The 26,718-nt window shown below is 68.6% G+C and carries 20 protein-coding genes and 1 pseudogene; 13 read left to right on the forward strand and 8 right to left on the reverse strand.

Annotated features, from left to right (window positions below; all coding sequences use genetic code 11):
• Positions 1-187 precede the first annotated feature (187 nt).
• Positions 188-1,735, reverse strand: coding sequence for an AMP-binding protein (locus tag E1287_RS30675; RefSeq protein ID WP_131968758.1), 1,548 nt, complete (start codon positions 1,733-1,735; stop codon positions 188-190).
• 224 nt (positions 1,736-1,959) lie between these two features.
• Here E1287_RS30675 and E1287_RS30680 point away from each other — a divergent pair, with 224 nt between their 5' ends.
• Both E1287_RS30680 and E1287_RS30685 read left to right on the forward strand, forming a co-directional pair.
• Positions 1,960-4,128, forward strand: coding sequence for a vWA domain-containing protein (locus E1287_RS30680; protein WP_131968759.1), 2,169 nt, complete (start codon positions 1,960-1,962; stop codon positions 4,126-4,128).
• Positions 4,129-4,141: 13 nt separating this feature from the next.
• Complete coding sequence (locus E1287_RS30685; protein WP_131968760.1) at positions 4,142-5,497, forward strand: extracellular solute-binding protein; 1,356 nt, start codon at positions 4,142-4,144, stop codon at positions 5,495-5,497.
• An 8-nt stretch (positions 5,498-5,505) separates the two neighbouring features.
• On the opposite strand, the gene E1287_RS30690 is transcribed toward E1287_RS30685, so the two are convergent.
• Positions 5,506-6,099 carry a TetR/AcrR family transcriptional regulator gene (locus tag E1287_RS30690; RefSeq protein ID WP_131968761.1) on the reverse strand — a complete coding sequence of 198 codons (594 nt, stop codon included), beginning with the start codon at positions 6,097-6,099 and terminating at the stop codon, positions 5,506-5,508.
• Between the two features lie 78 nt (positions 6,100-6,177).
• Between E1287_RS30690 and E1287_RS30695 the strand changes: the two genes are divergently transcribed.
• From E1287_RS30695 to E1287_RS30710, 4 genes are read left to right on the forward strand one after another with little or no spacing between them, the layout of a single operon-like run.
• Positions 6,178-7,791 (forward strand): carboxyl transferase domain-containing protein, encoded by a 1,614-nt coding sequence (locus tag E1287_RS30695; protein ID WP_131968762.1) that lies wholly within the window; start codon positions 6,178-6,180, stop codon positions 7,789-7,791.
• An 8-nt stretch (positions 7,792-7,799) separates the two neighbouring features.
• Positions 7,800-9,740 carry a biotin carboxylase N-terminal domain-containing protein gene (locus E1287_RS30700; protein ID WP_131968763.1) on the forward strand — a complete coding sequence of 647 codons (1,941 nt, stop codon included), beginning with the start codon at positions 7,800-7,802 and terminating at the stop codon, positions 9,738-9,740.
• Positions 9,741-9,745: 5 nt separating this feature from the next.
• Positions 9,746-10,672: a hydroxymethylglutaryl-CoA lyase gene (locus E1287_RS30705; protein ID WP_131968772.1), complete on the forward strand. Its 927-nt coding sequence runs from the start codon at positions 9,746-9,748 to the stop codon at positions 10,670-10,672.
• Positions 10,672-11,820 carry an acyl-CoA dehydrogenase family protein gene (locus E1287_RS30710; protein WP_131968773.1) on the forward strand — a complete coding sequence of 383 codons (1,149 nt, stop codon included), beginning with the start codon at positions 10,672-10,674 and terminating at the stop codon, positions 11,818-11,820. The genes E1287_RS30705 and E1287_RS30710 overlap by 1 nt, the downstream gene beginning before the upstream one ends.
• 183 nt (positions 11,821-12,003) lie before the next feature.
• Here E1287_RS30710 and E1287_RS44030 read toward each other — a convergent pair whose 3' ends face one another.
• On the reverse strand, positions 12,004-12,144 hold the full coding sequence (locus E1287_RS44030; RefSeq protein ID WP_165969258.1) for a hypothetical protein: 141 nt from the start codon (positions 12,142-12,144) through the stop codon (positions 12,004-12,006).
• Between the two features lie 777 nt (positions 12,145-12,921).
• Between E1287_RS44030 and E1287_RS30715 the strand changes: the two genes are divergently transcribed.
• Complete coding sequence (locus E1287_RS30715) at positions 12,922-13,698, forward strand: hypothetical protein (protein ID WP_131968764.1); 777 nt, start codon at positions 12,922-12,924, stop codon at positions 13,696-13,698.
• 812 nt (positions 13,699-14,510) lie between these two features.
• On the opposite strand, the gene E1287_RS30720 is transcribed toward E1287_RS30715, so the two are convergent.
• Positions 14,511-14,771, reverse strand: a complete 261-nt coding sequence (locus E1287_RS30720; protein WP_131968765.1) for a hypothetical protein — start codon at positions 14,769-14,771, stop codon at positions 14,511-14,513.
• A gap of 1,282 nt (positions 14,772-16,053) precedes the next feature.
• Here E1287_RS30720 and E1287_RS30730 point away from each other — a divergent pair.
• The 5 genes from E1287_RS30730 to E1287_RS30745 all read left to right on the forward strand — a co-directional run bounded on the left by E1287_RS30730 (position 16,054) and on the right by E1287_RS30745 (position 19,357).
• Positions 16,054-16,797: a class I SAM-dependent methyltransferase gene (locus E1287_RS30730; RefSeq protein WP_131968767.1), complete on the forward strand. Its 744-nt coding sequence runs from the start codon at positions 16,054-16,056 to the stop codon at positions 16,795-16,797.
• Positions 16,794-17,258, forward strand: a complete 465-nt coding sequence (locus E1287_RS30735; protein WP_207934562.1) for a pyridoxamine 5'-phosphate oxidase family protein — start codon at positions 16,794-16,796, stop codon at positions 17,256-17,258. The genes E1287_RS30730 and E1287_RS30735 overlap by 4 nt, the downstream gene beginning before the upstream one ends.
• Positions 17,255-17,734: an alcohol dehydrogenase catalytic domain-containing protein gene (locus E1287_RS45920; protein ID WP_243719547.1), complete on the forward strand. Its 480-nt coding sequence runs from the start codon at positions 17,255-17,257 to the stop codon at positions 17,732-17,734. Before E1287_RS30735 ends, E1287_RS45920 begins: the two co-directional genes overlap by 4 nt.
• Positions 17,735-17,822: 88 nt before the next feature.
• The gene (locus E1287_RS45925) at positions 17,823-18,341 is read left to right on the forward strand and encodes a zinc-binding dehydrogenase (RefSeq protein WP_243719548.1); all 519 of its coding nucleotides are present in this window, start codon (positions 17,823-17,825) and stop codon (positions 18,339-18,341) included.
• Positions 18,338-19,357 carry a GNAT family N-acetyltransferase gene (locus E1287_RS30745; RefSeq protein WP_131968768.1) on the forward strand — a complete coding sequence of 340 codons (1,020 nt, stop codon included), beginning with the start codon at positions 18,338-18,340 and terminating at the stop codon, positions 19,355-19,357. The genes E1287_RS45925 and E1287_RS30745 overlap by 4 nt, the downstream gene beginning before the upstream one ends.
• 235 nt (positions 19,358-19,592) lie before the next feature.
• Here the strand turns inward: E1287_RS30745 and E1287_RS30750 are convergent, their stop codons facing one another.
• The gene (locus tag E1287_RS30750) at positions 19,593-20,768 is read right to left on the reverse strand and encodes a tetratricopeptide repeat protein (protein WP_131968769.1); all 1,176 of its coding nucleotides are present in this window, start codon (positions 20,766-20,768) and stop codon (positions 19,593-19,595) included.
• 603 nt (positions 20,769-21,371) lie between these two features.
• Here E1287_RS30750 and E1287_RS45930 point away from each other — a divergent pair.
• Positions 21,372-22,166 (forward strand): annotated as a pseudogene (locus E1287_RS45930) (IS5 family transposase); the annotation flags it as partial.
• Between the two features lie 25 nt (positions 22,167-22,191).
• Here the strand turns inward: E1287_RS45930 and E1287_RS30760 are convergent.
• From E1287_RS30760 to E1287_RS45000, 3 genes are all read right to left on the reverse strand, one after another.
• Entirely contained in the window at positions 22,192-22,983 is a 792-nt protein-coding gene (locus tag E1287_RS30760; protein ID WP_131968770.1) for a class II aldolase/adducin family protein, read from the reverse strand.
• 15 nt (positions 22,984-22,998) lie between these two features.
• Positions 22,999-24,486 (reverse strand): FAD/NAD(P)-binding protein, encoded by a 1,488-nt coding sequence (locus E1287_RS30765; RefSeq protein WP_131968771.1) that lies wholly within the window; start codon positions 24,484-24,486, stop codon positions 22,999-23,001.
• Positions 24,487-26,329: 1,843 nt separating this feature from the next.
• The coding region (locus E1287_RS45000; RefSeq protein ID WP_207934564.1) for a hypothetical protein at positions 26,330-26,718 on the reverse strand (389 nt) is incomplete at its 5' end.

Raw genomic sequence — 26,718 nt, forward strand, 5'->3', positions numbered from 1 at the left:
GGGGGCGGTGGGGTCGGGGATGACGGGAAGGTCGGTCTTCGTCGGGGCGGCTTCGGTCGGGGCGACGTTGGCGAGTGGGGCGACCTTCAGGTCTTTCATGTGCGGTTGTACGCAGCGGCGCGCGGAGGCGTTCGACGTCCGCGGCGATTTGCTTCGGGAGCGTTCCGCGCGCCGTCGCGCGGAACCGTCAGTCGGCGAGTTCCTGCAGGTAGGCGTCCCGGACGCGGCGGCGGCTGAGTTTGCCGGACGGAGTGCGCGGCAGCGAGGCGCGGAACTCCACCCGGCGCGGATGCTTCGGTTTCGCGAGCCGCGGTTCGCAGTGCGCGAGGAGAGCCGCGGCGAGGCCGGCGCCTGCGCGGGTCTCGTCGGCGGGCTCGACGAGGGCGACGACGACCTGGCCCCATTCGTCGTCGGGGACGCCGATGACGGCCGCGTCGGCGACCCCCGGATGCTGGAGCAGGACGCTCTCGATCTCCGCCGGGTAGACGTTCACGCCGCCGGAGATGATGAGGTCGCTGCGGCGGTCGCTCATGTACAGCCAGCCGTCCTCGTCGACGTGTCCGAGGTCGCCGGCCGTGTAGAAGCCGTCGTGCATGGTGGACGCGGTCTTGGCGGGGTCGCCGTGGTACTCGAACCCGGGATGTCCGCCGGCGTGGATCAGGCCCGTCTCCCCGGCGGGCAGCTCGCCGCCCTCCGCGTCGAGGATCTTGATCTGGACGCCGTCGACCGGGCGTCCGACCGTCCCGGGGCGGGCGAGCCACTCGTCCGGGGCGGCGAGGGTGACCGGGCCGCTCTCCGTCGAGCCGTAGTACTCGTAGAGGACGGGCCCCCACCAGTCCAGCATCCGGCGCTTGGTCTCCACGGGGACGGGCGCGGCGCTGTGGAACACCCGCCGCAACGACGACACGTCGTACCTGGCCCTGACCTCGTCCGGCAGGGCGAGCATGCGGTGGAACATCGTCGGGACCATGAAGGCGTTGGTGACGCCGTGCCGCTGGATCAGTTCGAGGGTGTGCTCCGGCCGGAACCGCGGCGCGACCACGACGGCGTGCCCGAGGTGGAGCGCCATCAGCGCGTGGACGCAGGGCGCCGAATGGTAGAGCGGGCCCACGGCGAGATGGACCTCGTCGCCGGGCTCCAGGCCCAGGTGCCGCATCAGCGTCCGCCGCAGGACGCCGGCGACGGCCTCCGGCGGGGTGTCCAGTAGCGGCCGCCGGACTCCCTTCGGGCGTCCCGTGGTGCCGGACGTGTACAGCATGATCGAACCCGTCCGGCGCTTGCCCGGCGGCTCCGCGCTGCCCGACACGCACAGCCCGGCCATCGAGCGGTAGCCGTCCGCGGGGCCCGCGCTCACGCGCCCCTCCGCGGGGATGCCCGCCTCGTCCGCCGCGCCCGACACCGCATCGGCGAACGCGCTTTCCGTCACGACGGCCTTGGCGCCGCAATCGGCGAGGATGCAGCCGATCTCGGGCCTGGTCAAGTGGCGGCTCACGGGCACGAGATAGAGCCCCGACTGCAGCGCGGCGAGCATGACCGTCAGGAACTCGGGCCGGTTGCCGAGCACGGTCGCCAGCGCGTCTCCGGGACGCAACCCGATATCGTTCAGCGCGTTCGACATCCGGTTCACTTCGGCGTGCAGGCCGCCGTACGAAAGCGGCACGCCGGGCGCCAGTACGGCGGGACGGTCAGGGTCTTGCTGTGCGATCTCGTAGAAGCCGACGCCCTCGACGCGCATGGGGCACTCCTTTGATATGGGTCAGAAGCGGGATGACCTTCGCGTCCATCTGACCTATGCCGTGGTGACCAAGTCAAGATTGTGGACGGTCCACAAATGCGCACCCGGTGGTATCGGCCGGTCCGAGTCGGCCGTTTTCCTGTCCTTTCACGTCCCGGCAAATATCATGGAGAGTCAGAATCGGGGGAACGGACGAGTCGGACCGACGCGCCGATGGGGCCTGCATGACTGAAACCGGCAGCGGCGAGACGCCACCGGGCCGCCAAGGCGACGACGAGAATTCCACTGCCGGTAACGGCGCCTCCGACGGCACGAAGGCCGATCCGCGGCCGCCCGCCGTGATCCTCGGCGTCTGCTCCGGCGTCATCGTCACCGTCGTGATGAAGCACGTCTACGCGGTCGCCTGGCTCAGCACGCTCGTCACCGCCGCCGTCGCGATCGCCGTCATCGTCTTGCTCCTCTGGCTCGTCTCCCGCCGGGAGGTCAAGGACGTCCTCAAACCCGTCGTCACCAAGGCGACGGCGAGGGCGGTGACGGCGGTCGCGTGGGGCGCGGCCGGGGCCGCGGTGATGGCGCTGGTCCTGGTGGCCGCCGTCGCCGTGTACGGGCTGCGGGAGCGCACCAGGTCGTGCGGGCAGCCGCTGGAGCTGCGGGTGCTGACGACGCCCGAGGCACTGACCCCGCTGCGCGCCGCGGCGGCCGAGTTCGCGAACGACAGCGAGGACCGCGGCTGCCGCCAGTACAGCGTCACCGTCGTCCCCGAAGCGGGGCCGGTCCCGCTGTACGACGGGTTCAGGCTGCTGTGGCGCCGCAGCGCGCCCGCGGACGAACGGCACGCCGAGGGCGAGCAACTGTTCGGCCCGCAGCCCGACATCTGGATCCCGTCGTCCACGGCGGAGTACGACTTCATCCCCAAAGGGCCGGGGCAGGTCGCCTCGCCCGTTCAGGCGGGCGGAGGCCGCGCGGCCCCGGGACGCTCCGGCCTCGGCGGATCAACCGCCAGTGGCGCGGGCGATCCGAAGTTCCGGACGCGCGGCTCGGTCGGCACGTCGCCGCTCGTGCTGGCGCTGTTCACCAAGGCGCACGAGTCCGTCGCCGACCCGATCGCGGCGCCGCTCGCCACGAGGACGTCCGACGTGCTGAACCGCCTCAAGGACGAGGACGTTCGGCTGCGCGCCATCGCCCGTCCCGTCCCCGAGACGTCGTCGGCCGCGCTCGCCGTGACGCCCGCGCTCTACGACGCGCTCCCCGGCGACGACGCGGAGGACGAGCGCTTCGCCGAACCCGCGGGCCTCGTCGCCCCGGACGCGGTGTCGCTGCTGTGCCAGTTCCGTGAGCGCGCCGCCGCGCAGGACTCCGAACCCCCCGAAGATCTCGCGGTCGCCGTCCCCGAGCAGGTGCTGCACGACTACGACATGGGGCGCCCGCTCGGCGACCGGTGCGGGGCCGTCGACCCGGACGCCGCCCCGTACGCGAAATGGCGCCTGCACCCGTACTACGCCACCGACCTGCCGACGCTCGACCATCCGTTCGTCCAGGTGCGGTGGCGCGGCCAGGACACCGAGGAGCGGGACGCGGCGGTCACCGGGTTCCGCCGCTGGCTGGACCGTCACCCGCTCACCCGGCAGGGCTTCCGCGACGAGCGCGGCACGATCCCGCCAGCGCTCGAAGGCGACACCCGGCACTTCTACCTGTCGCGGCTCCAGCGGGTCGTGGGCGACCGCGTCATGCCGACCAACGTCGCGTTGACTCCGGCGAAGGGCGTGCAGGAGACGCTCGACCGCATCGGCACGGCCCGTCCGAGGGTTTCGGTGTCGCTGATGCTGGACGTGTCCGCGTCGATGGGCGGCGCGGCCCAGGCGCGGGAGGGCGCGCGCCTCGCCCGCGGCACGTCGTTCCTGCGGAGCCTGGTGTCGCAGCTGCAGAGCAACGACCGCGTCGGCCTTCAGGTGTCGTCACAGACGGCGCCGCCGGACAACGCCGGGACGTTCGGGAACGTCCCGCAGGACACCGCGTCCCCCGACCACAAGAACGCGATCGTCAGCCGTCTGCAGGCGGTCGCGTCCGGCGGCGGCGACCAGCCGCTCAGCGACGCGATCGCGGCTGCCGATCTCGGCACGGGGCGTCCGAACCTCATCCTCGTCACCGACGGGCAGGGCACCCGGACGAATCCGCAGCTCGCCTCGCGAGTGCGATGGCTGTCAGGCGAGTTCCGCGAAAGGCATCCCGACCTGCGGCTGACCATCGTGCTGACGGGCCCGGCGACGTGCCGGTCCTCGCCCGTCAGGGAGATCGCGGCGGCGCTCCGCCCGGCGGACGGGACGGGCTGCGTGGCGCTCACCGGCGCGTCCGAGGTGGAGCAGGCCGCCGAACTCCTGTCCGAGCTGAGATGAGTGTGGAGCGGTGATGAAGTTCCTGCCGGGCGACCGGACGGCCTGGATCAGCGCCGCGTCCGGCGCGGCGCTGGTACTGGCCGCGGGCCTCGCCGCCCTTTTCTGGCCGGACGAGTCGTATCCCGCGATGAAGGCCGACTGCCACCGCGAGGAGCTGTTCGTCGCCGGCGGGACGGACGTCAGCCTGAAGAACCAGCGCCGCGCGCTCATCCGGAAGTGGAACGAAGGACGCTACCCCGACGGCCGCCCGCACCCGCACGCCACGCTCGTCGAGGTGTCGGACTCCACCGACCTGCAGCACAGCCAGATCAAGGCGGTGCAGGAGTCGGGGAGCTGCGCCTACGACGTCCTCATCATGGACAACACGTGGACGGCCCAGTTCGCCGAGGGCGGCTACCTGCGTCCGCTCGACGGGATCGGCGACCTCGGCGACTTCTTCCCCGCCCCGCTGCGGACGGGCGAACGCGACGGGAAGCAGTACGCCGTCCCGTTCAACGTGGACGTCGGGCTCCTCTACTTCCACGAGGGCGAGACACCGCCGACCGCGTGGCCGGGGCTGTTGAGCTCTGACATCGCGCTGCAGCTCGCCGACTACGACGGCCTAACCGTGAACGCGCTTGAGGCGGTGTGGAACGACGGCGGCAAGGGGCTGCTCACCGGCGACGACCGTCCGGGCGTGGAGGAGTTGCGCACCAGGGTGTATCCGGCGCTCGTCCGCCTCACCGCGCGGGCGCGGGGATCGCTCGGCCCGTCGCGGCGGTTCGACGAGCTGAAGAGCATCGATGCGTTCGCGTCGGGGACCCGGCTGATGCGCAACTGGCCGTACGCGTTCTCATCGCTCGCGTCCGAGCCGCGGATGCGGACACCGGACGGCGGTCGGCTGCGGTTCGGGGTGACCGCGCTGCCGGGCCGCACCGTCCTCGGCGGGCAGAACCTCGCCGTGTCGGCGAAGTCCCCGAACCCCGACGCCGCCACGGATCTCGTGCAGTACCTCAGCGGGACCGCCGGGCAGCGGCTCCTGTTCTCTTGCGGCGGCTTCGCGCCCGGACGGTACTCCGCGCTCGGCCTCACTCCCGACCGGCACTCCCCCGCCGACGTGAACGTCCAGGCGTGCTCGGCGCTGACCGGGGAGCCGCCCGGCCCCGGCGAGACGGAATTGCCCGACAAGGCGCAGCTCACCCAGCTCGGACGCGCCGTGGTCACCGCGCTCGGACGTGCCGAGCCGCGCCCTGTGTCGCCCCACTACAGCACGTTCAGCAGCACGTTCCGCGGCTGCGTCCAGAAGATCTTCGACCTGCGGGGCGCGGACGCGGAGTCCTTCGCCCGGGCCGTCGACCGCTCCCTCGACGGCGAGGCCGCGTCCTGCTAGCGCGGGCGTCAGCCCGCGTTCTCGAGGGCGGCGCGGGCCATCGTGTGCAGGAGGGTGCGCATCGCGGCGCGGTCGAGCCCGGCGGCGCTGCGCGGGGTCGAGTTGAGGAGGCCGAACGCGGCGTGGACGGCGGCGCGCGTCCGGCGGTCCGGCAGGGCCGGGTTCAGGCGGCGCAGGACGGCGACCCATTCCTCCACGTAGGCGCGCTGGAGCCGGCGGACGCGGTGCCGCTGCGGCTCGGGCACGTTGTCCAGCTCCCGCTCGTGGACGGTGATCAGCGCCGGGTTGTCCAGCGCGAACGCGATGTGCCACTGGAGCAGCGCGTCCAGGGCCCGTCCCGGATCGGGGTCGGCGGCGCGGCGGACGCCCTCGGCGAGCAGCCGCTCGCTGATGTCGAGGAGCATCTCCGCGAGCACGGCCTCCTTGCCGCGGAAATGCCGGTAGAGGGCGGGCCCGGTGAGGCCGACGGCCCGTCCGAGGTCGCCGATGGACGCCCCGTGGTAGCCGCGCCGCGCGAACAGCTCGGCCGCGGCGGCGAGGATCTCGGCCCGGCGCGGGTTCGGCGGCGGGCCGACCAGCTCCCCGGCCGGGTGGGACGTCATGCGCGCCAGTCTAGACTAGAGTTGTTAACGCCCATTAACATCGGCGTTGTTAACGGTCGTTAACAGGAGGAGACGGGCATGAGCGGACCCGAGATCGGCTCCCGCGCGGACGTCTCGGCCGAGGCGTTCAAGGCGAACGCCGCGCACAACGAGGCCCTGTCCGCCGAGCTGCGCGACCGCGTCGACCGGGCCGGGCGCGGCGGCCCCGAGCGGGCCCGCGAGCGGCATGTCGGGCGCGGCAAGCTGCTCCCCCGCGACCGGGTCGACACGCTCCTCGACCCCGGCTCGGCGTTCCTGGAGCTGTCCCCGCTGGCCGCGAACGGCATGTACGACGACGAGGCGCCCGGCGCCGGCATCATCACCGGCGTCGGGCGCGTCTCCGGCCGCGAATGCCTGATCGTCGCGAACGACGCCACCGTCAAGGGCGGCACCTACTACCCGATCACGGTGAAGAAGCACCTGCGGGCGCAGGAGGTGGCGCTGCACAACCGCCTCCCCTGCGTCTACCTGGTCGACTCCGGCGGCGCGTTCCTCCCCCGGCAGGACGACGTGTTCCCCGACCGCGAGCACTTCGGCCGCATCTTCTACAACCAGGCCACGATGTCCGGGCTCGGGATCCCGCAGATCGCGGCGGTCATGGGGTCGTGCACGGCGGGCGGCGCGTACGTCCCGGCGATGAGCGACGAGGCCGTCATCGTCCGCGGCCAGGGGACGATCTTCCTCGGCGGCCCGCCGCTGGTGAAGGCCGCGACCGGCGAGGTCGTGACGGCGGAGGAGCTGGGCGGCGGCGAGCTGCATTCGCGCACGTCCGGCGTCACCGACCACCTCGCCGACGACGACGCGGACGCGCTGCGGATCGTCCGCGACATCGTGTCCACGCTGGGCCCCCGCGAGCCGCGCCCGTGGGACGTCGCGGCCCCCGAGGAGCCCGCGGCCGACCCGGCGGAGCTGTACGGGGTCGTCCCGCCCGACCCGCGCACCCCCTACGACGTGCGGGAGGTCATCGCCCGCGTCGTGGACGGCAGCCGCTTCCAGGAGTTCAAGAAGGAGTACGGCGCGACGCTCGTCACCGGTTTCGCCCGCATCCACGGGCATCCGGTCGGGATCGTCGCCAACAACGGGATCCTGTTCAGCGAATCGGCGCAGAAGGGCGCGCATTTCATCGAATTGTGCGACCGGCGCAGCGTCCCGCTCGTGTTCCTGCAGAACATCACCGGATTCATGGTCGGCCGCGAATACGAGGCGGGCGGCATCGCCAAGCACGGCGCGAAAATGGTCACGGCCGTCGCGTGCGCGCGCATCCCGAAGTTCACCGTCGTGATCGGCGGATCGTTCGGCGCGGGCAACTACGCGATGTGCGGCCGGGCGTACTCGCCGCGCTTCCTGTGGATGTGGCCGAACGCCCGCATCTCCGTCATGGGCGGCGAGCAGGCGGCGAGCGTCCTCGCGACCGTCCGCCGCGACCAGCTGGAGGCGCGCGGCGAGGAGTGGCCCGCCGGGGACGAGGAGGCGTTCAAGGCGCCGATCCGCGAGCAGTATGAGGCACAGGGCAACCCGTACTACTCGACGGCCCGGCTCTGGGACGACGGGGTGATCGACCCGGTCGACACCCGGCGCGTGCTGGGCCTCGGGCTGTCGGTGGCCGCGAACGCACCGCTGGAGCCGGTCGGCTACGGCGTCTTCCGGATGTGAGGGTGTTGATGTTCGACAGCGTCCTGGTCGCCAACCGCGGGGAGATCGCCGTCCGGGTGTTCCGCACGCTGCGGCGGCTCGGCGTCCGTTCGGTGGCCGTCCACACCGATGCCGACGCGCGGGCCCGGCATGTGCGGGAGGCGGACGAGGCGCTCCGCGTCCCGTCGTATCTCGACATCGACGCCGTGATCGCGGCGGCGCGGGCGTCCGGGGCGGACGCCGTCCATCCGGGGTACGGGTTCCTCGCCGAGAACACGGCGTTCGCGCGGGCGTGCGGCGATGCGGGGCTGGTGTTCATCGGCCCGCCCGCCGAGGCGATCGAGGCGATGGGCGACAAGATCCGCGCGAAGCGGACCGTCGCGGCGGCGGGCGTTCCCGTCGTCCCGGGACGGGACGAACCCGGCCTCTCCGACGCCGAGCTGAAGGCGGCGGCGCTGGAGGTCGGGCTTCCGGTGCTGATCAAGCCGTCCGCCGGGGGCGGCGGCAAGGGCATGCGGCTCGTCCGGGACGCGGCCGATCTGCCGGACGCGATCGCGTCCGCCCGCCGCGAGGCGCGCGGCTCGTTCGGCGACGACACGCTGCTGGCCGAGCGGTTCATCGAGAACCCGCGGCACATCGAGATCCAGGTCTTCGCCGACTCGCACGGGAACGCCGTCCACCTGGGCGAACGCGAATGCAGCCTGCAGCGCCGCCACCAGAAGATCATCGAGGAGGCGCCGTCGCCGCTGCTGGACGCCGCCGCCCGCGAGCGGATGGGCGCCGCCGCCGTCGCCGCCGCGCGGGCCGTCGGCTACGTGGGCGCCGGGACGGTCGAGTACATCGTCTCCGCCGACCGTCCCGACGAGTTCTTCTTCATGGAGATGAACACCCGCCTGCAGGTCGAGCACCCCGTGACCGAGTTCGTCACGGGCCTCGACCTGGTCGAGCTCCAGCTCGACGTCGCCTCGGGCCGGCCGCTGCCGTTCGCCCAGGACGACGTCGCGCTCGACGGCCACGCGATCGAGGCCCGCGTCTACGCCGAAGACCCTTCGCGGGGCTTCCTGCCCACCGGCGGACGCGTCCTCGCCCTGTCCGAGCCCGAGTACGCCCGCGTCGACTCCGGGCTCGACGTCGGGACGGAGGTCGGCGGGTCCTACGACCCGATGCTCGCCAAGGTGATCGTCCACGGCTCCGACCGGGCCGAGGCGCTGCACCGCCTCGACCGGGCGCTGGCCTCGTACACGCTGCTGGGCGTCCCGACGAACGTCGCGTTCCTGCGGCGCCTGCTCGCGCATCCGTCCGTCGTGTCGGGCGAGCTCGACACGGGGCTGGTCGAGCGGTCCCTGGACGAGCTGACCGCGGACGCGTCCGTCCCGCCCGACGTGCTGGCCGCCGCCGCGCTGGAGCGGATGCTGGCCCTCGAAGGCTCGGGCGACGACCCGTGGGACGTCCCGGACGGCTGGCGTCCCGGCGCGCACGCCTGGACGCCGTGGATCATCACCCCGTCCGGCGGCGGGCCGGTGGAGGTCCGCGTCCAGGGGCGGGCCGCGTCCGCCCGCGTCGCGATCGGCGATGACCCACCGGTCACGGCCTCGCTGACCAGGCCGTTCACCCTCACCTACGCTGGAAGGACGACCTCGTTCGAGGCCGCCCGCGACGGGCGCACGCTGTGGCTCGGACGCGCCGGAAGCGCCTGGGCGCTGGCCGAGCACGTCCGCGCCGAGGGCGGCGCGGACGCGGCCGCGGCGGGCGACGGCGTGCTGCGCAGCCCGATGCCGGGGACGGTCCTCGCCGTCAAGGCGGCCGAGGGCGACCGGGTCGCCGAAGGGCAGCCGCTCGTGGTCGTCGAGGCGATGAAGATGGAGCACACCGTCACCGCGCCGCTCGCCGGGGTCGTGGCGAAGCTGCCGGTCCGCGCGGGCGCGCAGGTCGCGCTCGACGCCGTGCTGGCCGTCATCGAGGAGGCATGACGACGATGCGGGTTCCTCTCTCCGGCCTCCCCCGCGAGGTCGCGATCTACGAGGTCGGGCCGCGGGACGGGCTGCAGAACGAGAAGGCGGTCGTCCCCGTGGACGTCAAGTCCGAGTTCGTGACGCGGCTGGCGGACGCGGGCCTGCGCACGATCGAGACGACAAGCTTCGTCCACCCGAAGTGGGTGCCGCAGCTCGCCGACGCCGAGGAGCTGCTGGACGTCCTCCCCCGCTCCCCCGAGCTGCGCTATCCAGTTCTGGTCCCGAACGAGCGGGGCCTCGAAAGGGCCCTCGCCAACGGCGTCACGGAGATCGCGATCTTCGGCAGCGCCACCGAGACGTTCTCCCAGCGCAACCTGAACCGCACCGTGGACGAGTGCCTCGCGATGTTCGCCCCGGTCGTCGCGCGCGCCCGCGCCGAAGGGCTGTGGGTGCGGGCCTACGTGTCGATGGTGTGCGGCGACCCGTGGGAGGGGGACGTGCCGATCGAGCAGGTCGTGTCCGTCGCGTCCCGGATGATGGACCTCGGCTGCTCCCAGCTCAGCCTCGGCGACACCATCGGCGTCGGGACGCCCGGCCAGGTCACCGCGCTGATCGAGGCGCTCGGCGCGGCGGGGATCGGCACCGAGCGGCTCGCCGTCCATTTCCACGACACCTACGGCCAGGCGCTCGCCAACACGCTCGCCGCGCTCCAGGCCGGGGTCACGGTCGTGGACGCGTCCGCCGGCGGCCTCGGCGGCTGCCCGTTCGCCGGGAGCGCCACCGGCAACCTGCCCACCGAGGACCTCGTCTGGATGCTGCACGGGCTCGGCATCGAGACGGGCGTCGACCTCGACAAGCTCGTCGCGACCAGCCGCTGGCTGGCGAGCCGTCTCGGCCGTCCCAGCCCGTCGCGCGTCGTCCAGGCCCTCTCACCCGCAACGGAGACATGATGATCGACTTCACGCTCACCGAGGAGCAGGAAGAGCTGCGGAGCACGGTCGAGCGCTTCGCCCGCGAGAGCGTCGCCCCGGTGATCGGGGACCTGTACGAGCGCGGCGAGTTCCCGTACGAGATCGTCGCGGCGATGGGGAAGATGGGCCTGTTCGGGCTGCCGTTCCCGGAGGAGCACGGCGGGATGGGCGGCGACTACTTCGCCCTCTGCCTGGCTCTTGAGGAGCTGGCCCGCGTCGACTCGTCCGTCGCGATCACGCTCGAGGCGGGGGTGTCGCTGGGCGCGATGCCGATCTACCGGTTCGGGTCGGCGGAGCAGAAGGAGCGGTGGCTGCCGCTGCTCACCTCCGGCGAGCGGCTGGCGGGGTTCGGCCTCACCGAGCCGGGCGGCGGGTCGGACGTGCCAGGCGGGATGCGCACCACCGCCCGGCTGGACGGCGACTCGTGGGTGATCAACGGGTCGAAGGCGTTCATCACCAACTCCGGCACCGACATCACCGCGTTCGTGACCGTCACGGCGTTCACCGGCGACGGCGAGATCTCCACGATCATCGTCCCGAACGGCACGCCCGGGTTCACGGTCGGGCGGAAGTACTCGAAGGTCGGCTGGTCGGCGTCCGACACCCGGGAGCTGTCGTTCGACGACGTGCGCGTCCCGGCGGAGAACCTCGTCGGGGAGCGCGGGCGCGGCTACGCGCAGTTCCTCCGCATCCTGGACGAGGGCCGCATCGCGATCGCCGCGCTGTCGGTCGGCCTGGCCCAGGGCTGCGTGGACGAATGCCTCCGCTACGTGCGCGAACGCGAGGCGTTCGGCAAGGAGATCGGCCGCTACCAGGCCGTCCAGTTCAAGATCGCCGACATGGAGCTGCGCGCCCACACCTCCCGGCTGGCGTACTACGCCGCCGCCGCGAAGCTGCTGGCGGGCGAGCCGTTCAAGAAGGAGGCCGCGATCGCCAAGCTGGTCGCGTCCAACGCCGCGATGGACAACGCGCGCGACGCCACGCAGATCTTCGGCGGGTACGGTTTCATGAACGAGTACGCGGTCGGCCGCTTCTACCGGGACGCGAAGATCCTGGAGGTGGGCGAGGGGACGTCCGAGGTGCAGCGCATGCTGATCGCCCGCGCGCTCGGCCTCCCGCCGTCGTAGCCGCACGCAAACGGTGGTACGACCCGAAACAGGTCGTTGACCTGTACAAACGCGATCGTAGGCAGTCGGATTCATTAGTCCTCAAGGGTGCGGCCGTGACCACATTCTGCTGCGCCGTCCTGAGCGATCCCCGCCCAGGCCCGCTCCGGCCAGCTCCGCACGCGCCGGTCACGGCCGGGGTCGTCAGGGGAACGCGCCGCCGCCCTCAAGGTCGTCCTTGGCCAGCGGCCGCCGCTTGGTCAGGGTGAACGTCAGCGTGTCCGTCAGCTCGACGTCGCCGCGCACGCCCGCGACGCTCGCGGCCAGCGGCGCTCCAAGGGCCACTGGATCAAGGTGTACGTGCCCAACCTCCACCGGTACGGGTATATCGAGGCCGACAAACTTCGATGACCCCCGACCACGATTGAGCCGCGAATAGCAGGCGGCTCAACCCGACCTGAGTCCCGTCCGATCTCGTTGATCGGGCGGGACTTCGCCAACCGCCGTCGCGGCGGTACCAGGTCGTCCAGCGTCCTGGAGCCCAGAAGGTTGCCGACTGGCCATGGGGCCTTAGTCGATGCCCAAGACGTCCCAGGGACGTCTTGCAGTCCTGCAGGACGTCTTGGGACTCCACTTTCGCAGGGTGCGGCCATTCGACCACGGAGTTGGAGCTCTACAACTGGTGGAGAGGCGCTGTTGGGTTTCGGGTTGTCCATGAACTCGTCCAGCTCCGCGAGGGTCATCGTGGCGCGCCGGTAGGGGCGGGTGCACGCGGTGAGCAGGGCCTCGCCCCGGTCGCGCGCCACGCGGGTCCATTCGTCGGCGAGGTGAGCGGACGCGGCCAGGTGCTGGTCATCGCCCCAGCGCAGTTCCACGGCGCGGTCGGTCATCACGATCCGCGCGGTGGCTTGGGGGGACCGGGCCAGGTCTCCGGCGTGTTCCGGATTTGCCGGTTCGATGAGTTGGGCCCGTTGCAGTCCGAATCAATGACTGAGTTGAGTGAGTGGGGCAGGCGCTCAGGCAAAAGGTTTGTCCCGCACGGGAGGCATCCGGCGGCGTCCGGCGCGCGAACTATGGGTGACGGGGCAGCAGCCCGGTCACCTGTCGACCGAAGGACCCGAGATGCCCTTGCCCCTCATCCGTTCCGCCCGCCGCCGACGGCCGGTCATCAACGCCGCAACGCCCCGGTTGGGACGCCGTCGTGGCGCTCGCATCGCCGCAGCACTGGTGCTGGCAACCTCCATTGCCGGTGTCGGTCTGAGCGTCGGCGCGGCGCCCGCCAGCGCCGGTGAGTATTGCTACACCGAATACCTCAAGAGCGTCTGCGTGGAAGACGTGACCGTCACCGCCAAGCGGCCGAACCCCTTCGGACCGGAGATCGACCTGGGGTTCTTCGGCACGATCGCCGTCTTCCTCTTCGGCCCGTCGAAGCCGAAACCGCCCCGGCTGCCCGTACTCGGCGCCTATCAGAGCACCAGCGACATCCTTACCGAGAACACGGCGTGTGCGGATCTCCTCACCGGGCCGAACGCGGTCGTGTACCCGGACGGAACGCGGCGGACCGCATTCACGGACTTCCTGTTCACCCGGTTCGAGGACACCGGCCTGCCCGGGATACTCGACCCCCTCAGCGGTGACTTCGCCTACGCGGCCGCCTCCGGACAGGGGATCGGCAGCGGCGGCACGATCCGGATCTTCGAACCGTTCCTCACCGTGAACGACGTCGGGCTGTTCGGCGGGGCGAGGCTCAACCGGCCACCCACCCGGCTGGACATGCAGCAGCTGATCTTGCTCCACGAGCTCGGCCATCTCACCGGGGTCACCGAGCACAAGCGCAACGAGATCGCGCCGATCAACGCCAAGATCGCGGACGTCTGCCTGAAGATGGTCTCGCACTGACCGCCCGCCCCGGGCGGACCGCCCGTCCCGCCCGGGGCTCCTCGGTAGCGCGCCGTCGAACCGCTGACGGGACTTACCGATCCCGCCCAGCCCACGCACCCCCGGCTGATGCACCACCGCGCGAAGTGTCCGGAAAGGCAGACCTTCCAGCACCGTCGTGCTCCGTGGCCCAGGCGTTACTGATTCGCCGGACGCCGCCATCGGGCTGCCGTGATCACGTGTGACGATGTCCCCGCCTGTGATCAACGCTTCTGCTGCCCGCGCTGCCGCACTCCCCGTGTCAGCGATGCGGGACCGGGCTGGAGCTTTGGCCGCGTTGGCGTCATTTCGTGCCGAGCTGTACGGCTGCCTGTCGCGCTGTTCCCCCAGGTCAGATCCAGCCATTTGCGGATCATTCAGCCGTTCGCGACTCCGTCACCGTGACGCCCTCGCGAACGGCTTTGCGCCGCCGCCACGCCCGCGTCCGGCACCGCGGACTGCAGAAGATCGCCCCCGTCTGCCGCTCGGCGCCGACCACCCATTCGGTTCCGCACTCCGGACACTCCGCCCGGGCCGCCGGCGAACCATCCAGGATCACCGCCACCCGGGCCCGGCTCCGCCGCACCCACCGCCAATGCCGAGCCCGGCACGACGCGCTACAGAAGCGAGCATCCTGCCGCAACCAGCCCGGAAGCGAGTCCCCACATCCAGGACACCGCCGCAACCCGCCCTCGGCCACGCTTCAAGCGGGAGCGTGCCGAGCCAAACCCGCCAACGCCCTCACAAGCGCGAACTTCATTCCCCCAACAAGATCAAAGGTTCGGGAACGGCACTTAGCGGGACGGGGTAGATCTCGTCGGCACGGTGACCGGCGCGCTGGTTCCGCGAGGCCAAAGGAACGCTGGCATGTCGGCGGGCATCGAGTCGCCGAAGGAGGCGATGAGGTTGGTTCCGACGAAGAAGATCAGCATCCAGGTGTTCATGTATTTCATTCCTGCAAGCAGGCGCAGCGCGTCGCGGGTGCGGGCGGAGAAGGCCTCGCTACCGCGGAAGATGTGCGGGATACCGTCGCCGGCGCGGGCTTTGAGGTACATGACGCCACCGGGGTGCGGACGGTGAGGGCGATGAGAAGGGCGTGCAGCAGGTTGAAGTGGTACCAGTGCCCCGCGAACAGGGTCGTCTGCCCGATGGTGGCGGTATAGCCCACATTCCGGCGGCGATGATGATCGCCTCGAGGAGGCAATTGACGATGAACCCGAAGAACACGATGGCCGCCCAGTAATGGAGCCCCGACCAGGCGGGGCGGGTCCTGGTAAGCCAGTTGGCGAGAGCGATCTGGCCCCACACCCACAGGATCAGCACGCCCATGATCAAACCCGAGGGTGCGAGGATCGGCTCGATCTGAAGGTCCGCGTCGGGCCCGTGCCAGCCCGGCAGGTATGGGCCCCAGGATCCGGAGTAGGGCACGCTGCGGTTGTATGTGACGATGATCCGGACGCAGTTGAACAGTGGATCCTGCCAGATCAGCGAGTAGAACCCCGACCAAGACCGCCGCGTCCGGCGTGACGGGACCGCGCGCGCAGGCAGTGGCGAAATATGCGGAAGGCGATTCCGATCACTATTGCCACCGCCGCGACCTGAAAGACCAGGGCCGTGATCTCCCGTGCGGTGGAGATGTGGAAATTCCGGGGTGGTCCGGCGCGCGGCCCGCCGTCGGCGGCCCAGCGAGCGAAGATCTGGATCTGGAACATCAGGTAGAAGGCTCCGGCGGCGGCCCAGACGAGGGCCGGGGTGATCGTGTGGTTCCTGCCGTGCCCTGGTGGGGTGCTCTGGACTGGTCGGTGTGAGGGGTGTCGCTGTGGCCGGATGGGCACCGGAGCGCCTCCTATCAACGGGGGTGACGAGCTGCGCCTGCGCCGCTGCGGCCGAGGGCTTTCGGAAGACGAGCAGGCTGGCCCTCGTCGTGGTCGCCAGCATGCTTGACATCTCGGCGCTAACCCGAACTTGAACGCGACATCGTTTAACAAGCCCGCACGTTCAACACCTCGGTCGCACGCGGGCCTTCTCCTGATCTATCAATACGATGCCCACTAGAGACATGACCTGGCTTCCTTGGTATCGATCGACTTTCACAGGACGCGATTCGGCGACTGGGCCACTCCTTATCAGCGTCGTCAGTGAATTTCGTGCACGCACTGATGCCGGAAAGATTTCAGCCACATGGTGGGAGCAGGTGTAAGCGGATGCCGTCCCTGCTGAGGCAGGTCCTGTGGCGGGTTTGCGGTCAAGGCTTAAGATCCGTATCTGCGCTTTTGCCATGTCGTGCCTTGGGTCGAAATCCTGTTCAAACCGGTTGTCGTAGGAGAAGAGAGGCCGATGGTGGATAGCCAATTCGATGATCTCGCGATGCTGTACGAGCGTTTCTCTGAGCAGCCGTTCCGTCGTGAGTTGGAGTTTCCGTCGGTGCTGGAAGCGGTGGGCGAGGCGGCGGGGCTTCGGGTTCTCGACCTCGGCTGCGGCAGCGGGGTTTACAGCCGGAAGCTGGCCCGGGGCGGCGCAGAGGTGACCGGGCTAGATGTGGCCGGCGGAATGATCGATTACGCCGTCCGTCGTGAACGGGAGGAGCCGCTGGGGGTCGGATATGTGCCGGGGGCGCTGCCTCCCGACCTGTACGAGATCTTCGATGTTGTGCTCGGCGTGTACGTGCTGCCGTACGTCACCACCTACGAAGAACTGGTCGATCTATGCCGGTCGGCGGTGCAGGCGTTGCGGCCAGGCGGCCGGTTCGTCACCTTGCCGATTCATCCGGGGTTCCACCGGGATCCGGCCTACTACGCACCGTACGGGTTCCGGCTGCACGCCTACGAGCCCGAGGACGGGGCGGCGGTCGTGCTCAACCTGTGGGCCGGCCGGTACGAGGCGACCATCACCGCCAGGTACTGGACCGGGCAAACGCTGGAACGTGCGCTCGCCGAGGCCGGGTACACGAGGGTGGACTGGCTCCCACATGTCGTCTCCGAACACGGCGCCCGCGAGTACGGGACCGGCTACTGGCAGCCCTATCTCACTGTCCCGCATGCCGCACTGCTGGATTGCCGCAAGCAGGAGGTGAACCCGTGAGCCGATCCCAGCAACTCGTCGATCGCAGCAAGTTCCTCATCGAGAACGCCCGGTTCATGACGCTGGCGACCAGTGATCCATGCGGCGCCTGGGCTGCGACCGTCAACTACGTACCGCTGCGCGAGCCGCTGCGGCTGCTGTGGTACTCACTGCGCCGCGTGCGCCACTCCCGCAACATCGAGAGCGGCTCCCGGGTGTCAGGCAGCGTCTTCCTGACCGGTCTGCCCGTCGCCGCTGTCTACTACGACCGCAACTTCCCCGATGAGGGCGTCCGTCGCCAATGGCGGCTTCCGCTCGATGAGTTTCAGGGGGCCAGTCCCCGGCGCTTCTACATGATCATTATCGATGCCTCGTGGCTGATCGACATCGACCAGTGGCTGATCGAGAAGAACGACCAGCGGGTAGCGGTGCACCCGCCCGCTCTGTCCGCCGAACCTGTAGAAGGTGCGGCACCATCATGAACGGCGACATTGTGGGGACGAACCTGCCGTCCAGCATGTGGGCCCTGGTCAAGAAGCGTGCCGGGCCGGGGTTGGTCCTTGAGGAAGTACCGGTGCCGCAGCCGTCTCCGGGCGAGGTGCTAGTGAAGGTCTTGCGCACCGGCATTTGTGGCACGGACCTGTACATAGAACGCTGGAACGATTGGGCGGCCCGGACGATCCCCCTGCCGCTGATCCCGGGACACGAGTTCGTGGGGGAGGTGATGTTTGCGGGCCCGGGGACCGGAGGTGTGGAACCGGGACAACTGGTCTCCGCGGAAGGACACGTCGTATGCGGCCAGTGCCGCCATTGCCTGGACGCCAAGGGCCACCTGTGCCTGCATGCTCAGGGGCTGGGGGTCGCCCGACCCGGTGCGTTCGCCCAGTACGTCAGGGTGCCCGCCGCCAGCCTGTGGCGGCACCGGCCCGGCCCCCCTGGACACGGCCGCGTTGTTTGATCCGTTCGGTAACGCGGTGCACGCCGCACAGGCCTTCCCGCTACGGGATCAGACGATCGCCATCAGTGGCGCCGGGCCGATCGGTCTGATGACCATCCCGGTCGCCCTTCACCTTGGGGCCCGCCACGTCGTCGTCACCGAGCCGAGCCACTACCGCCGCGAACTAGCGCACCGTCAGGGCGCCACCCTCGTGCGCGGCGCGGGGCAGGAGAAACTCGCCGCCGCGCTGGCCGAACTCGGCCGCCCGGACGGATTCGATGTGGGCCTGGAAATGTCGGGCAACCCAACCGCATTGCGGGATCTGCTGGCCCGCATGACCCACGGAGGCCGCGTCGCCGTCCTCGGCCTTCCCGATCGCGCCGTCCCCACCGACTGGGCGGACATCGCCCTGCGCATGCTCACCGTCCAGGGCATCAGCGGCCGCCGGATCTTTCACACCTGGCACCAGATGGCCACCCTGCTGGACACCGGTATCGACCCCGCCGCCGTGGTCACTCACCACTTCGATCCCGTCGACCACGACAAGGCGTTCGCCCACGCCGCCCAGGCCAGCGCAGGGAAGACCATCCTGGACTGGGCCGTCACCAGTGAGCGGGTGTCATCGTGACCTACCGCGTCCAGATCGCAACCCGTATGGCCGACGTCGACCCCGGCCACTGGGACGCCCTTATCCACGACACCAAAGAATCGATCTTCTACCACCGGTCTTTCCTGGAAGCCTTCGAGAAGCACCCCCTACACCCGGTGGAGCGCACCGCTTACCTCACGATGCTCACACCCAGCGGCCGGCCCGCCGCGGCCCTTCCCGCCTTCCTCATGCGCGGCACCGACCCGATGCGGGTCCTGGCCACCCACTTCCCCGACATCACCGCCGAGCCCGCCCTCCTCAGCCACGTTTGGCACTGTTACCAGACGACCCTGCCCACACACCCCCGGCACCCCGAGGCCGCCGATGCCGCGATGGCGGCATTCACCGAACTCGCCCAGGAATGGAAGGCGTCGCTGTGCGGCCTGGTCAACATCGATCATCAAGATCCCCTAGCCGCCCGCCTCACCGCCCGCGGCATCCCCGGCACCAACATCGAAACCGGCTGGGGCATGGACATCGCGACCTTCGCCAACCTGGACGCCTACATCACCGGACTGGTGCGCAAACGCCGCACAATCATGCGTCAATACCTCCGCCGCGCCCACGAGGCCGGCGTGCGCACCCGATTCACCCCGGCAGTCGACGGCGATCTGGACGGCTTCGTCCGCCTCGCACGGCACACCGCCGAGAAATTCGACAACGCCGACTACTACCAGCCCGGGCTCTTCCAGGACTTCGTCCTCCACCTAGGCGACCACGCCTGGCTGCTCGAACTGCACTTGGACGGTCAACTGATCGGATCAGCACTGGTCCTGCTCGACGATGCCCGCATCCATTTCTTCGCGACCGGGTTCGATCTCACGGCCAGCCCCCGCTTCAGCCCCTTCTACCTGCTGTTCGCCCGCACCGTCCAGGAAGGCATCACCCGACGGCTCCCCTGGCTCGCGGCCGGACGACGCAACCCGGACTTCAAACGACGCCACAACCTCACTCCTACCGCACTCACAGCACACCTCAAACTCGTCACCACTTGACCCCGAAACGCAAATTCTCGTGCCTCCCAGCCCGGGTTACCCTAACGAACAGGCGCCATCATCCCTGAATGGCGCGTGTGTCGAAACCAGGGAGACGCGACGAAAGGTGCCATTCTCGTGCTTGCCGACGAGCGCGGACTTGTCCAGGACATCGCCGCGTCGGTACCACAGCGCGCTCAGTAGGCGAGACTTACCGATTCCGGACTTAACGATCCCGGCGCCGACGAGCGACTGGCTACAGGTTGCGTGTTGGAGATGGGCGGGAAATGATCGATTGACCTGCACGTCGAAGGAATGCATTCACCGCTCGGTTCTTACTGAAAGGACGGAGTCCGGCGCGCAGGTCGGCCAGCGCTTTCCGGATGCGGGTACTGCGGATCAGGGCGTAGTCGTCCAGGAGGCGATGGCCCACGCTGATCGCTTCCTCCGGTCGGCCCTGCCGCAGTTGGAGTTCGGCCAGACGCGCCAAGGTGATGGCACGCGATCGGCGCTCGTACGCAGACCAGCGCGGGAGCGCTTCCTCCAGTGCCGCCAGGGCAGCCCGATGGTCGCGCAGATGAGCGTGGACAGCCGCCTTCTCGTATGACAGCACGGCACCGTGGTAGGTTCCCACCGGCCGGGTCGACTGGGCAGGAGCGCGGCCCAGCAGGTCTTCGGCCCTTTCGAGGTCACGCATCGCCTGGCGACGCGCCCCCGTCGCCGCACGCGCCACCGCCGTCTGACCCGCCAGCGACGCCTTCGTCAGGACGGCGAGATCCGGTGCGGCCGCGGTCTCCGCCAGCCGCAGCGCCGCCCCGAAATGGCCCAGATGGTGAGCTTGCGCGCTCATAGCTCGAAGGGTCCACGCATATTCGTCGGGCCGGTCAAGGTCGGCGGCCATAACCAGGGAAGTGCGATAAAAACGTTGGGCGGGCCCATGGGACTCGTCATCGAAACTCATGAACCCGCACAGGTGCGCGAGTTGGCTGCAGAGGGACATCAACTCTGCCCGCGGTGCGGCGGCAGTGGTCGACAGGTCCAGCCAAGGCCCTATCAGGTACGCCAGAAACGCCGACGCCGCCGGACGCATGAACCCCGCCCCATAACTCTGGTCCATGCGCGCGAAAAATCGCAGCATATCGGTGGCCAATTGCAACTCCAGCCCAGGTTCATTTCCACCCGCCTCTGACGACACCGCCGCCGACGCGGACCGCGCCCCTTGGGCGTCCAACCAGGTCGGGACGTCCAGGGCGGTCGCCTGGTAGACGCAGACGCGGCGGAAGGCCCGCCTGTTCGAGCCCGCAGCGGCGGCCAGTTCGTTTAACTGAACTGGCAGACTCCGGCTCCACCAGGAGCGGTGGTCCTTGCCGAACCCCGCCTCCTCGCTTGACAACGGCCGCTTCAACCGCCTGGACAACGCTTCGGCGATCAATGCCGGCACCGGGTCGCGAGGGCGCCTCCCCGAACTCCAATGAGTGATCGAAGCCCGCCCGTACGCGAGGTTCAGGCCCGCCTCGGCCCCCACGGCGTTGACGGCTCGGGCCAAGGCATCTCCGGTCCATCCTGCTTCCGCTATCAGGGAACGCAGACGATCATTAGATTCCATGGAAGTGCCGCATCCAAAGCTTTTTCGTCTTCGAGAGCCTCGGCACACACATCGACTGACTACCAATGTTTCTATTGGGTAAGGCTAAGGTCAAATATTGTACCACGTTCTCCCCCAACTTCTGAGGGGTGAGTAGTTATTGCCCTACTGAATCCTTCGTCAGTCGGTGCTGACGCCGCTCGAATTCGTCACCGCGCGGCTTATGGGAGGTTGCCAACCTCCCGTTAACGCAGCAACTGCACGCCCGACCAGACCCGGCCGCGCTGGGCCGCAGCGATCTAAACCGGATCGCCTAGCTAGAGGCCACCGGCCAGACCAGCCACTACTGGCTTAACATGATCTGCCGCACTCCACGTGAGACCCACTCGAATACTCCAGCAGCACTTCGTGATTTTTGGTGGTAGCGTCCGATCTGTGGTTGGTCGGTCGTTGGGTTTGGTATGGGACGGGATCGTGCCGGACAGGTTGCGGGAGATCGCCAAGCCGCTGATCCCGCCGTCGAGGGCGCGTCCGCAGGAGGGGCACGCAGGACACCCCTGATGAGGCGGTGTTCACCGCGATCGTGTATGCGTAGGTCAGTGGTTGTGCGTGGCGGGCGTTGCCGCCCTGTTTCGGGATATCGAAGTCGACCGCTCACCACCGCTTCATGATCTGGTCGCGGGCTGGAGAATGGCGCCGGCTGCACGAGGCTGTGTTCCATCGGCTGGATGATGCCGGCCTGGTCGCCGTCTCGCGCGTCGTGCTGGACTCGGCGCACGTGCGGGCGAAAGGAGGCGAACTTACCGGTCCGAGCCCCGTGGACCGGGGTAGTCCGGGTTCCAAGATGCACGTTCTGTCGGACGCGAACGGACTGCCGCTGGTCGTCGGTAACTCGGCCGGTAACCTCCACGACAGCCAGGGCCTGAAGCCGATGGTGGCTGGTCACGACACGAGACAAGACCCCCACCGCGGCCGTCACCTCAAACTCCAGCGCTTTGCACGCCGAGAAAGCCTACGATCGGCCCGACCTGCGCCAATGGTTACGCGGCCAACGCATCGGCGTGCGTATCGCCCGCAAAGGCATCGAATCCAGCCGATGATTAGGCCGCCGACGGTGGGGTGATGGAACGCACGATGTCCTGGCTGACCGGCTACCGAAGACTCAACCACCGCTACGAACGCGATCCCCGCAACTACCTGGCCTTTCTCGGCCTCGCAGCAGCCCTGTGCTCCTACAAACGCCTGATCCGCCTCACCATGGGACACGGTCTTAGTCAGCTTGGAAAGTCGCGTCCTTCGCGGCGGTCTGCTGAAGCAGGACGCGGAAGTTGAACCAGGCTAGGCGAGGGTCGCCGAAGCCGGTGTGTGCGCTCGCGGCCTGTTCGGGGGTCATGGGATGTATAGGGCCCGCAGCACGGGCGGCGAGTTGCTGACCGGCGCAGCGTTCGAAGCTGATGAACCAGTAGGCGGCTTCTTCGATGCTGGCCCCGACAGTGATGAGGCCGTGGAAGCGTAGGAGCACAGCCCGGTTGGTGGCGAGCGCCCGGGCCATCGCTTCGCCTTGGGAGGGCTCGGTGGTGGGGCCGGCGTAGTCGTCGAAGATGGCGTGGTTTTCGTGGAAGGCGGCGGATTCCTGATCCAGTGGCTCCAGTGGCACGTTCAGCGCGCCGAAGGCACGGCTGTTGGCAGAGTGGCAGTGGATGGCGGCCTGGGCGTCTGGGCGCTGGTGCAGGACCTGTGAGTGGATGGCGTAGGCGCTCGGGTTTACCGGGTGTTCTCCGTGGACGATGCTGCCTTCCGCGTCGACGCAGATCAGGTCGTCCAGCTGTACCCGGCTGAAGGCGACGCCGAAGGGGTTGACCCAGAAACGGTCGGTGTGGCTCGGGTCGCGGATCGACAGGTGGCCGGAAATGCCGTCGTCGAATCCGAGGTGGCCGAAGAGCCGAACGGCAGCGGCCAGCATGTGCTTGTCATGGTCGCGCTGTTGGGCTGACGTGTCGAAAACGGGCGGTTCGGGAATGGGGAGCGCCTTGTCGGTTTGGGAGAGGTATCGCGTCGTCACTGTGGAAGTCCTTGGCTAGGCGGAGACGTGATCGTTTCGATAGATGTCGCGGATGATGCGGTCGGCGCGCATGACCAGTACCGGGACGCCGAAGGTGAACAGGTAGGCGCCGACGGTGATGTCGCCGAGCGCGTGCAATCGGGGATTCGGACCGCGCGGCGTGAGTAACCGGCTGGTCGTGCGCTCCACGCTGAAGCCGCCCAGCGGGTGAGCCCTCGCCCCCTGCCCGTCGAGCAGGGATTGCGCGAGAGGTTGAGCGCCGGTGGGGATCCGGCCGCGTTTGAGACCGATGGCGTTGACAAGCCAGTCCACCGTGACCGTCGTTTTCCCGATTTTCAGGATGAAAGTGCCGTCGGATGCGGCGGACGCGTCCTTGACTCCGGCCAGGACGGCGAGCTGGGAACTGTGCAGCTTCTCCAGGACCATCGCGGCGTTCTCCGGTGGCATTGGGCAGCACAAGGAGAACAGCGCCCTGCCGTAGTAATCGAGTACATGCCGCTTGTCGCGCTCCCGCAGCAGGAACCAGGCGTCCTGCCCCATTTCCGGGATCAGTTTCTGCAGCAGCGGCAGCGCACCTCCAGACCCGTCGAGATGGCGGCTCAGCCGTTCGGCCGGCGGTTCGGCCAGGTCCAGTTCCTTCTCCACCTCTGACAGGTGGTGCCCGTGGGCCGCCAGTTCCTCGCCGACCAGCGCGATGAGCTGGTCAAGGCCGAACGACTCGCCGGGGCCGGCGAGTCGTTCAAGCCGGTCGATGGTCAGAGCGCTGGCCGTCGCCTCTGTCTTCGGTTGCCGGACAGCGGGCAGCACTCCGTTGCGGGACACCAGCGTGATGGGCCCGCGATGGCCCTGCGCGTGCAGGGCCACGACCACGTCCACGGCGGTCAGTCCGCTGCCCAGTACCCCGATGCGATCCTCGGCGGGCACCGGCCGGGCGCTGACCTGGAGCGGATACGGCTCGGCGATGTAATGGGGCGGATTCCCCAGGCTGTACGGATCGGTGGACTCCGCCGCCCCCACGCACAGCACAGCGTGATCGGCCGGGATCGACCGCCCGAGTTCGGTTCGCAGGGCGAGCCTGGTCGTCCACGCATCGTCGATCGAAGCGACCCGGTCGTAGACGATCTCCACGAGCCAGCCTCGTTCAGCGAGCCGCTCCATGGCCATGTCGGCGGTGTGGGTGATGTACTCCCCGATCAGGGCACGCGGCGGATACCAGGTCTCCGGCCTGTCGTCGAGCCGGTCGCCGTAACCGCGAGCGCGCAGCCAGCGCGGCAGGTGCTCAGGGTCATCGGCCGCAAGGGACATGTCCTGCACCGGGACATTGGCCAACATCATCGGCCCGTCTGACGGGAAGGCCACTCCGCGCCACGTCTCCCCGCGCGCTTTGATTACTCGCAGCGCCCCAGGTTGGACGGTTCGTGTTCGATGCTCCAACGTGGCCACCAGGCAGGCGGCGGCCGCGCCCCCACCGATGACCGTAATGGAGGGACCGTAAAACGCCATACAAATTGTCCTTAATGTTCAGTCGAAAGGGCTGGGAATTCGGTCAGCCGCCGACAGGCGAAGGCATGGATGTTTTCGCCGATTGATGTCCATCTCAGACTTTGGGCGGAAGAGCGGCGCCCGTCATGCGACAACGCACGGGACCTCTACCCCGCATTGCGGACGCGAAACAGCTCAGAATTGATTGTGGGGCGACGCAGACATCACTCATCGCTGAGGTTTTATCTTCATCTGCGTCCGCGGCGTCCTGCTCGGTATAAAGCTCCACCAGACGTTGCGACTGGTTTATCCTGCAACATTCGGCACTGGCGCAGAACCATTTGCTAGCGACTCGCTGAGATCACAGGAGCCGGGGTGATGGCCAGACAACTCCTGCAACGCGCGTTGGACTCGCCCTCGCGGTGGAGCGACGCTTGCCCGGCGTCGGCCGGTTCCTGGTCCCGTTCGGCCTGCACCGGATGCTCGCCACCTACGACAAGGTCGCCCGGTAGGCTGGTCTCGTCGACGTTCGCAGGCACCACGCCACGGTCTCGCGGCCGTGACCCGACGCCCCGTTCCCCTCTTTTCGGCGTGGGGCGGAGCGTTTCGTCGCGCTCACCAGCCGTCGTCATTTTCCCGCCATCCGTATTCGGCCTCTTGCACGGCCCCCGGACTGCGCTTTCGCCGTGGCTTCTGGCTCCAGCAACACTTCTGGAATGCCGGCGATCTCGAAGAAACGGCCGTGGCGCTGCCGCGCACGCGCTCGGGGTGTCTCACCTGCAGCGTTACGCAATCATGACCGGGCTCATGACCGAGCGGTGGTGTGCGGCCCGCACCGAGTTGGGACACGCCCGGAGGCGGGAGGCTCGACGCGTCATCGCCGTGGCCGGGATCAGGCTCTCCTGCGCCGGCCTGCTGCGCCGACGCCTGCGCGGCCAGATGCCTCGAGCGCGCAACGGGCAGGCCCTCGGCGGCAACGGGGGCCTAGAGGTTGAGGCGTCACACCTTCGTCCGATCTAGACCGGATCCGTCATGTGAGCAGCTCCTCGTTCGCTTGATCGTCTCCCTCTGCTCTCCCAGACTCGCCGTCGTCGGGCACCCCGGCGCCGGGCGGACTACATCCGTCCGCTCGACACCGCCCACCAGCAACTCGGCACCCCGATCGTCCTGGTATGGGGACAACCTCAACGCCCACCGGTCGGCCCGGATATGCGGCTACATCGCCGCAAGGGACTGGCTGACCGTCTTCCACCTGCCGCCGCATGCACCCGAACTCAATCCCGTCGAGGGTGTGTGGTCACACCTGAAGAAATCTCTGGCCAACCTTGCCAAACACACCATCGACCAGCTCATCAGGCTGATCAAAACCCGCCTCAAATGCATCAGTACGGGCCCGCTCTCCTCGTCGGCCTTCTCGTCCGCACCTACCTGCCGATCGATAACCCCGATGATTTAAAGTTCTCTAGACTCCCGGTACGTTCGGACCGCACGGAATTCACGCGCGTTTAGGACGACGACATTCCTTCGCTGCTGTTAATCACCTTTTCGGGAGCGGCCATATAGGAATATTCCCAATGCAGCTCCAGATGCCTGGTTAGCGCGGTCGCCACCAAAGCCGCCGCCGCGCCCGCAACGAGTTCACGCGCCCGCTCGTCGCCTCAGTCCTGTATGACAAAATCCGGAAGCCCCTGGACGCTTCGAGAGCTCCGGGACATCTCCCGTTGATAGTGATCTCGGCCGGTAGCACGTACGGTCGTCTCGTACCCGACTCTCTTCTGATGCAGGCCATCCTGATGGCGACGAAAATTCCAGCGACGAATAAAGGCAATTACTGGAACACTGTGATCGAATCCTACAAAAGGCCTCAGTCCAACCGTTGGACGGCTGATAGGTATACTGATTCCTGCGGCCTGAGGAGATCTTTCATGAATCTGCTTACTATTTTTGGAAATAGCCATGCGACGACTGGATCGAATTCTTGCCTTAATTGACTGCTTGTGTGCGTGTCGGCTGCAAATGGGAGGCATGTTTCTGCTTCATGAATATCGAATCTGGCGAGCGAAAGATTCGCCCTGTTCAGATCGGCCCGAAAGTTTTCGCAGGTTGGGTACCAGGTTTGGGAACTGGCGAGTGCTCGTGTCATGTAGCGCCGAAAGGGTCGGGTGCGGTAGGCGTCGAAGATCAGCAGCGGGGCGCCGGGTTTGAGCATGGCCGCGATCTTGCGGAGTCCTTCGGCTTTGCGTTGGGGCGGGA

Origin of the sequence: Actinomadura sp. KC06, assembly GCF_004348735.1 — a bacterium.
Classification (GTDB): Bacteria; Actinomycetota; Actinomycetes; order Streptosporangiales; family Streptosporangiaceae; genus Spirillospora.

What these genes read in the sequence shown, in the direction of transcription:
- E1287_RS30700 (WP_131968763.1), top strand. Translation starts at nt 7,800, where the DNA reads ATGTTCGACAGCGTCCTGGTCGCCAACCGCGGGGAGATCGCCGTCCGG.
- E1287_RS30765 (WP_131968771.1), bottom strand. Translation starts at nt 24,486, where the DNA reads ATGGCGTTTTACGGTCCCTCCATTACGGTCATCGGTGGGGGCGCGGCC.
- E1287_RS30720 (WP_131968765.1), bottom strand. Translation starts at nt 14,771, where the DNA reads ATGTACCTCAAAGCCCGCGCCGGCGACGGTATCCCGCACATCTTCCGC.
- E1287_RS45920 (WP_243719547.1), top strand. Translation starts at nt 17,255, where the DNA reads ATGAACGGCGACATTGTGGGGACGAACCTGCCGTCCAGCATGTGGGCC.
- E1287_RS30695 (WP_131968762.1), top strand. Translation starts at nt 6,178, where the DNA reads ATGAGCGGACCCGAGATCGGCTCCCGCGCGGACGTCTCGGCCGAGGCG.
- E1287_RS30705 (WP_131968772.1), top strand. Translation starts at nt 9,746, where the DNA reads ATGCGGGTTCCTCTCTCCGGCCTCCCCCGCGAGGTCGCGATCTACGAG.
- E1287_RS30730 (WP_131968767.1), top strand. Translation starts at nt 16,054, where the DNA reads ATGGTGGATAGCCAATTCGATGATCTCGCGATGCTGTACGAGCGTTTC.
- E1287_RS30680 (WP_131968759.1), top strand. Translation starts at nt 1,960, where the DNA reads ATGACTGAAACCGGCAGCGGCGAGACGCCACCGGGCCGCCAAGGCGAC.
- E1287_RS30690 (WP_131968761.1), bottom strand. Translation starts at nt 6,099, where the DNA reads ATGACGTCCCACCCGGCCGGGGAGCTGGTCGGCCCGCCGCCGAACCCG.
- E1287_RS30675 (WP_131968758.1), bottom strand. Translation starts at nt 1,735, where the DNA reads ATGCGCGTCGAGGGCGTCGGCTTCTACGAGATCGCACAGCAAGACCCT.
- E1287_RS30710 (WP_131968773.1), top strand. Translation starts at nt 10,672, where the DNA reads ATGATCGACTTCACGCTCACCGAGGAGCAGGAAGAGCTGCGGAGCACG.
- E1287_RS45925 (WP_243719548.1), top strand. Translation starts at nt 17,823, where the DNA reads ATGACCATCCCGGTCGCCCTTCACCTTGGGGCCCGCCACGTCGTCGTC.
- E1287_RS30715 (WP_131968764.1), top strand. Translation starts at nt 12,922, where the DNA reads ATGCCCTTGCCCCTCATCCGTTCCGCCCGCCGCCGACGGCCGGTCATC.
- E1287_RS30685 (WP_131968760.1), top strand. Translation starts at nt 4,142, where the DNA reads ATGAAGTTCCTGCCGGGCGACCGGACGGCCTGGATCAGCGCCGCGTCC.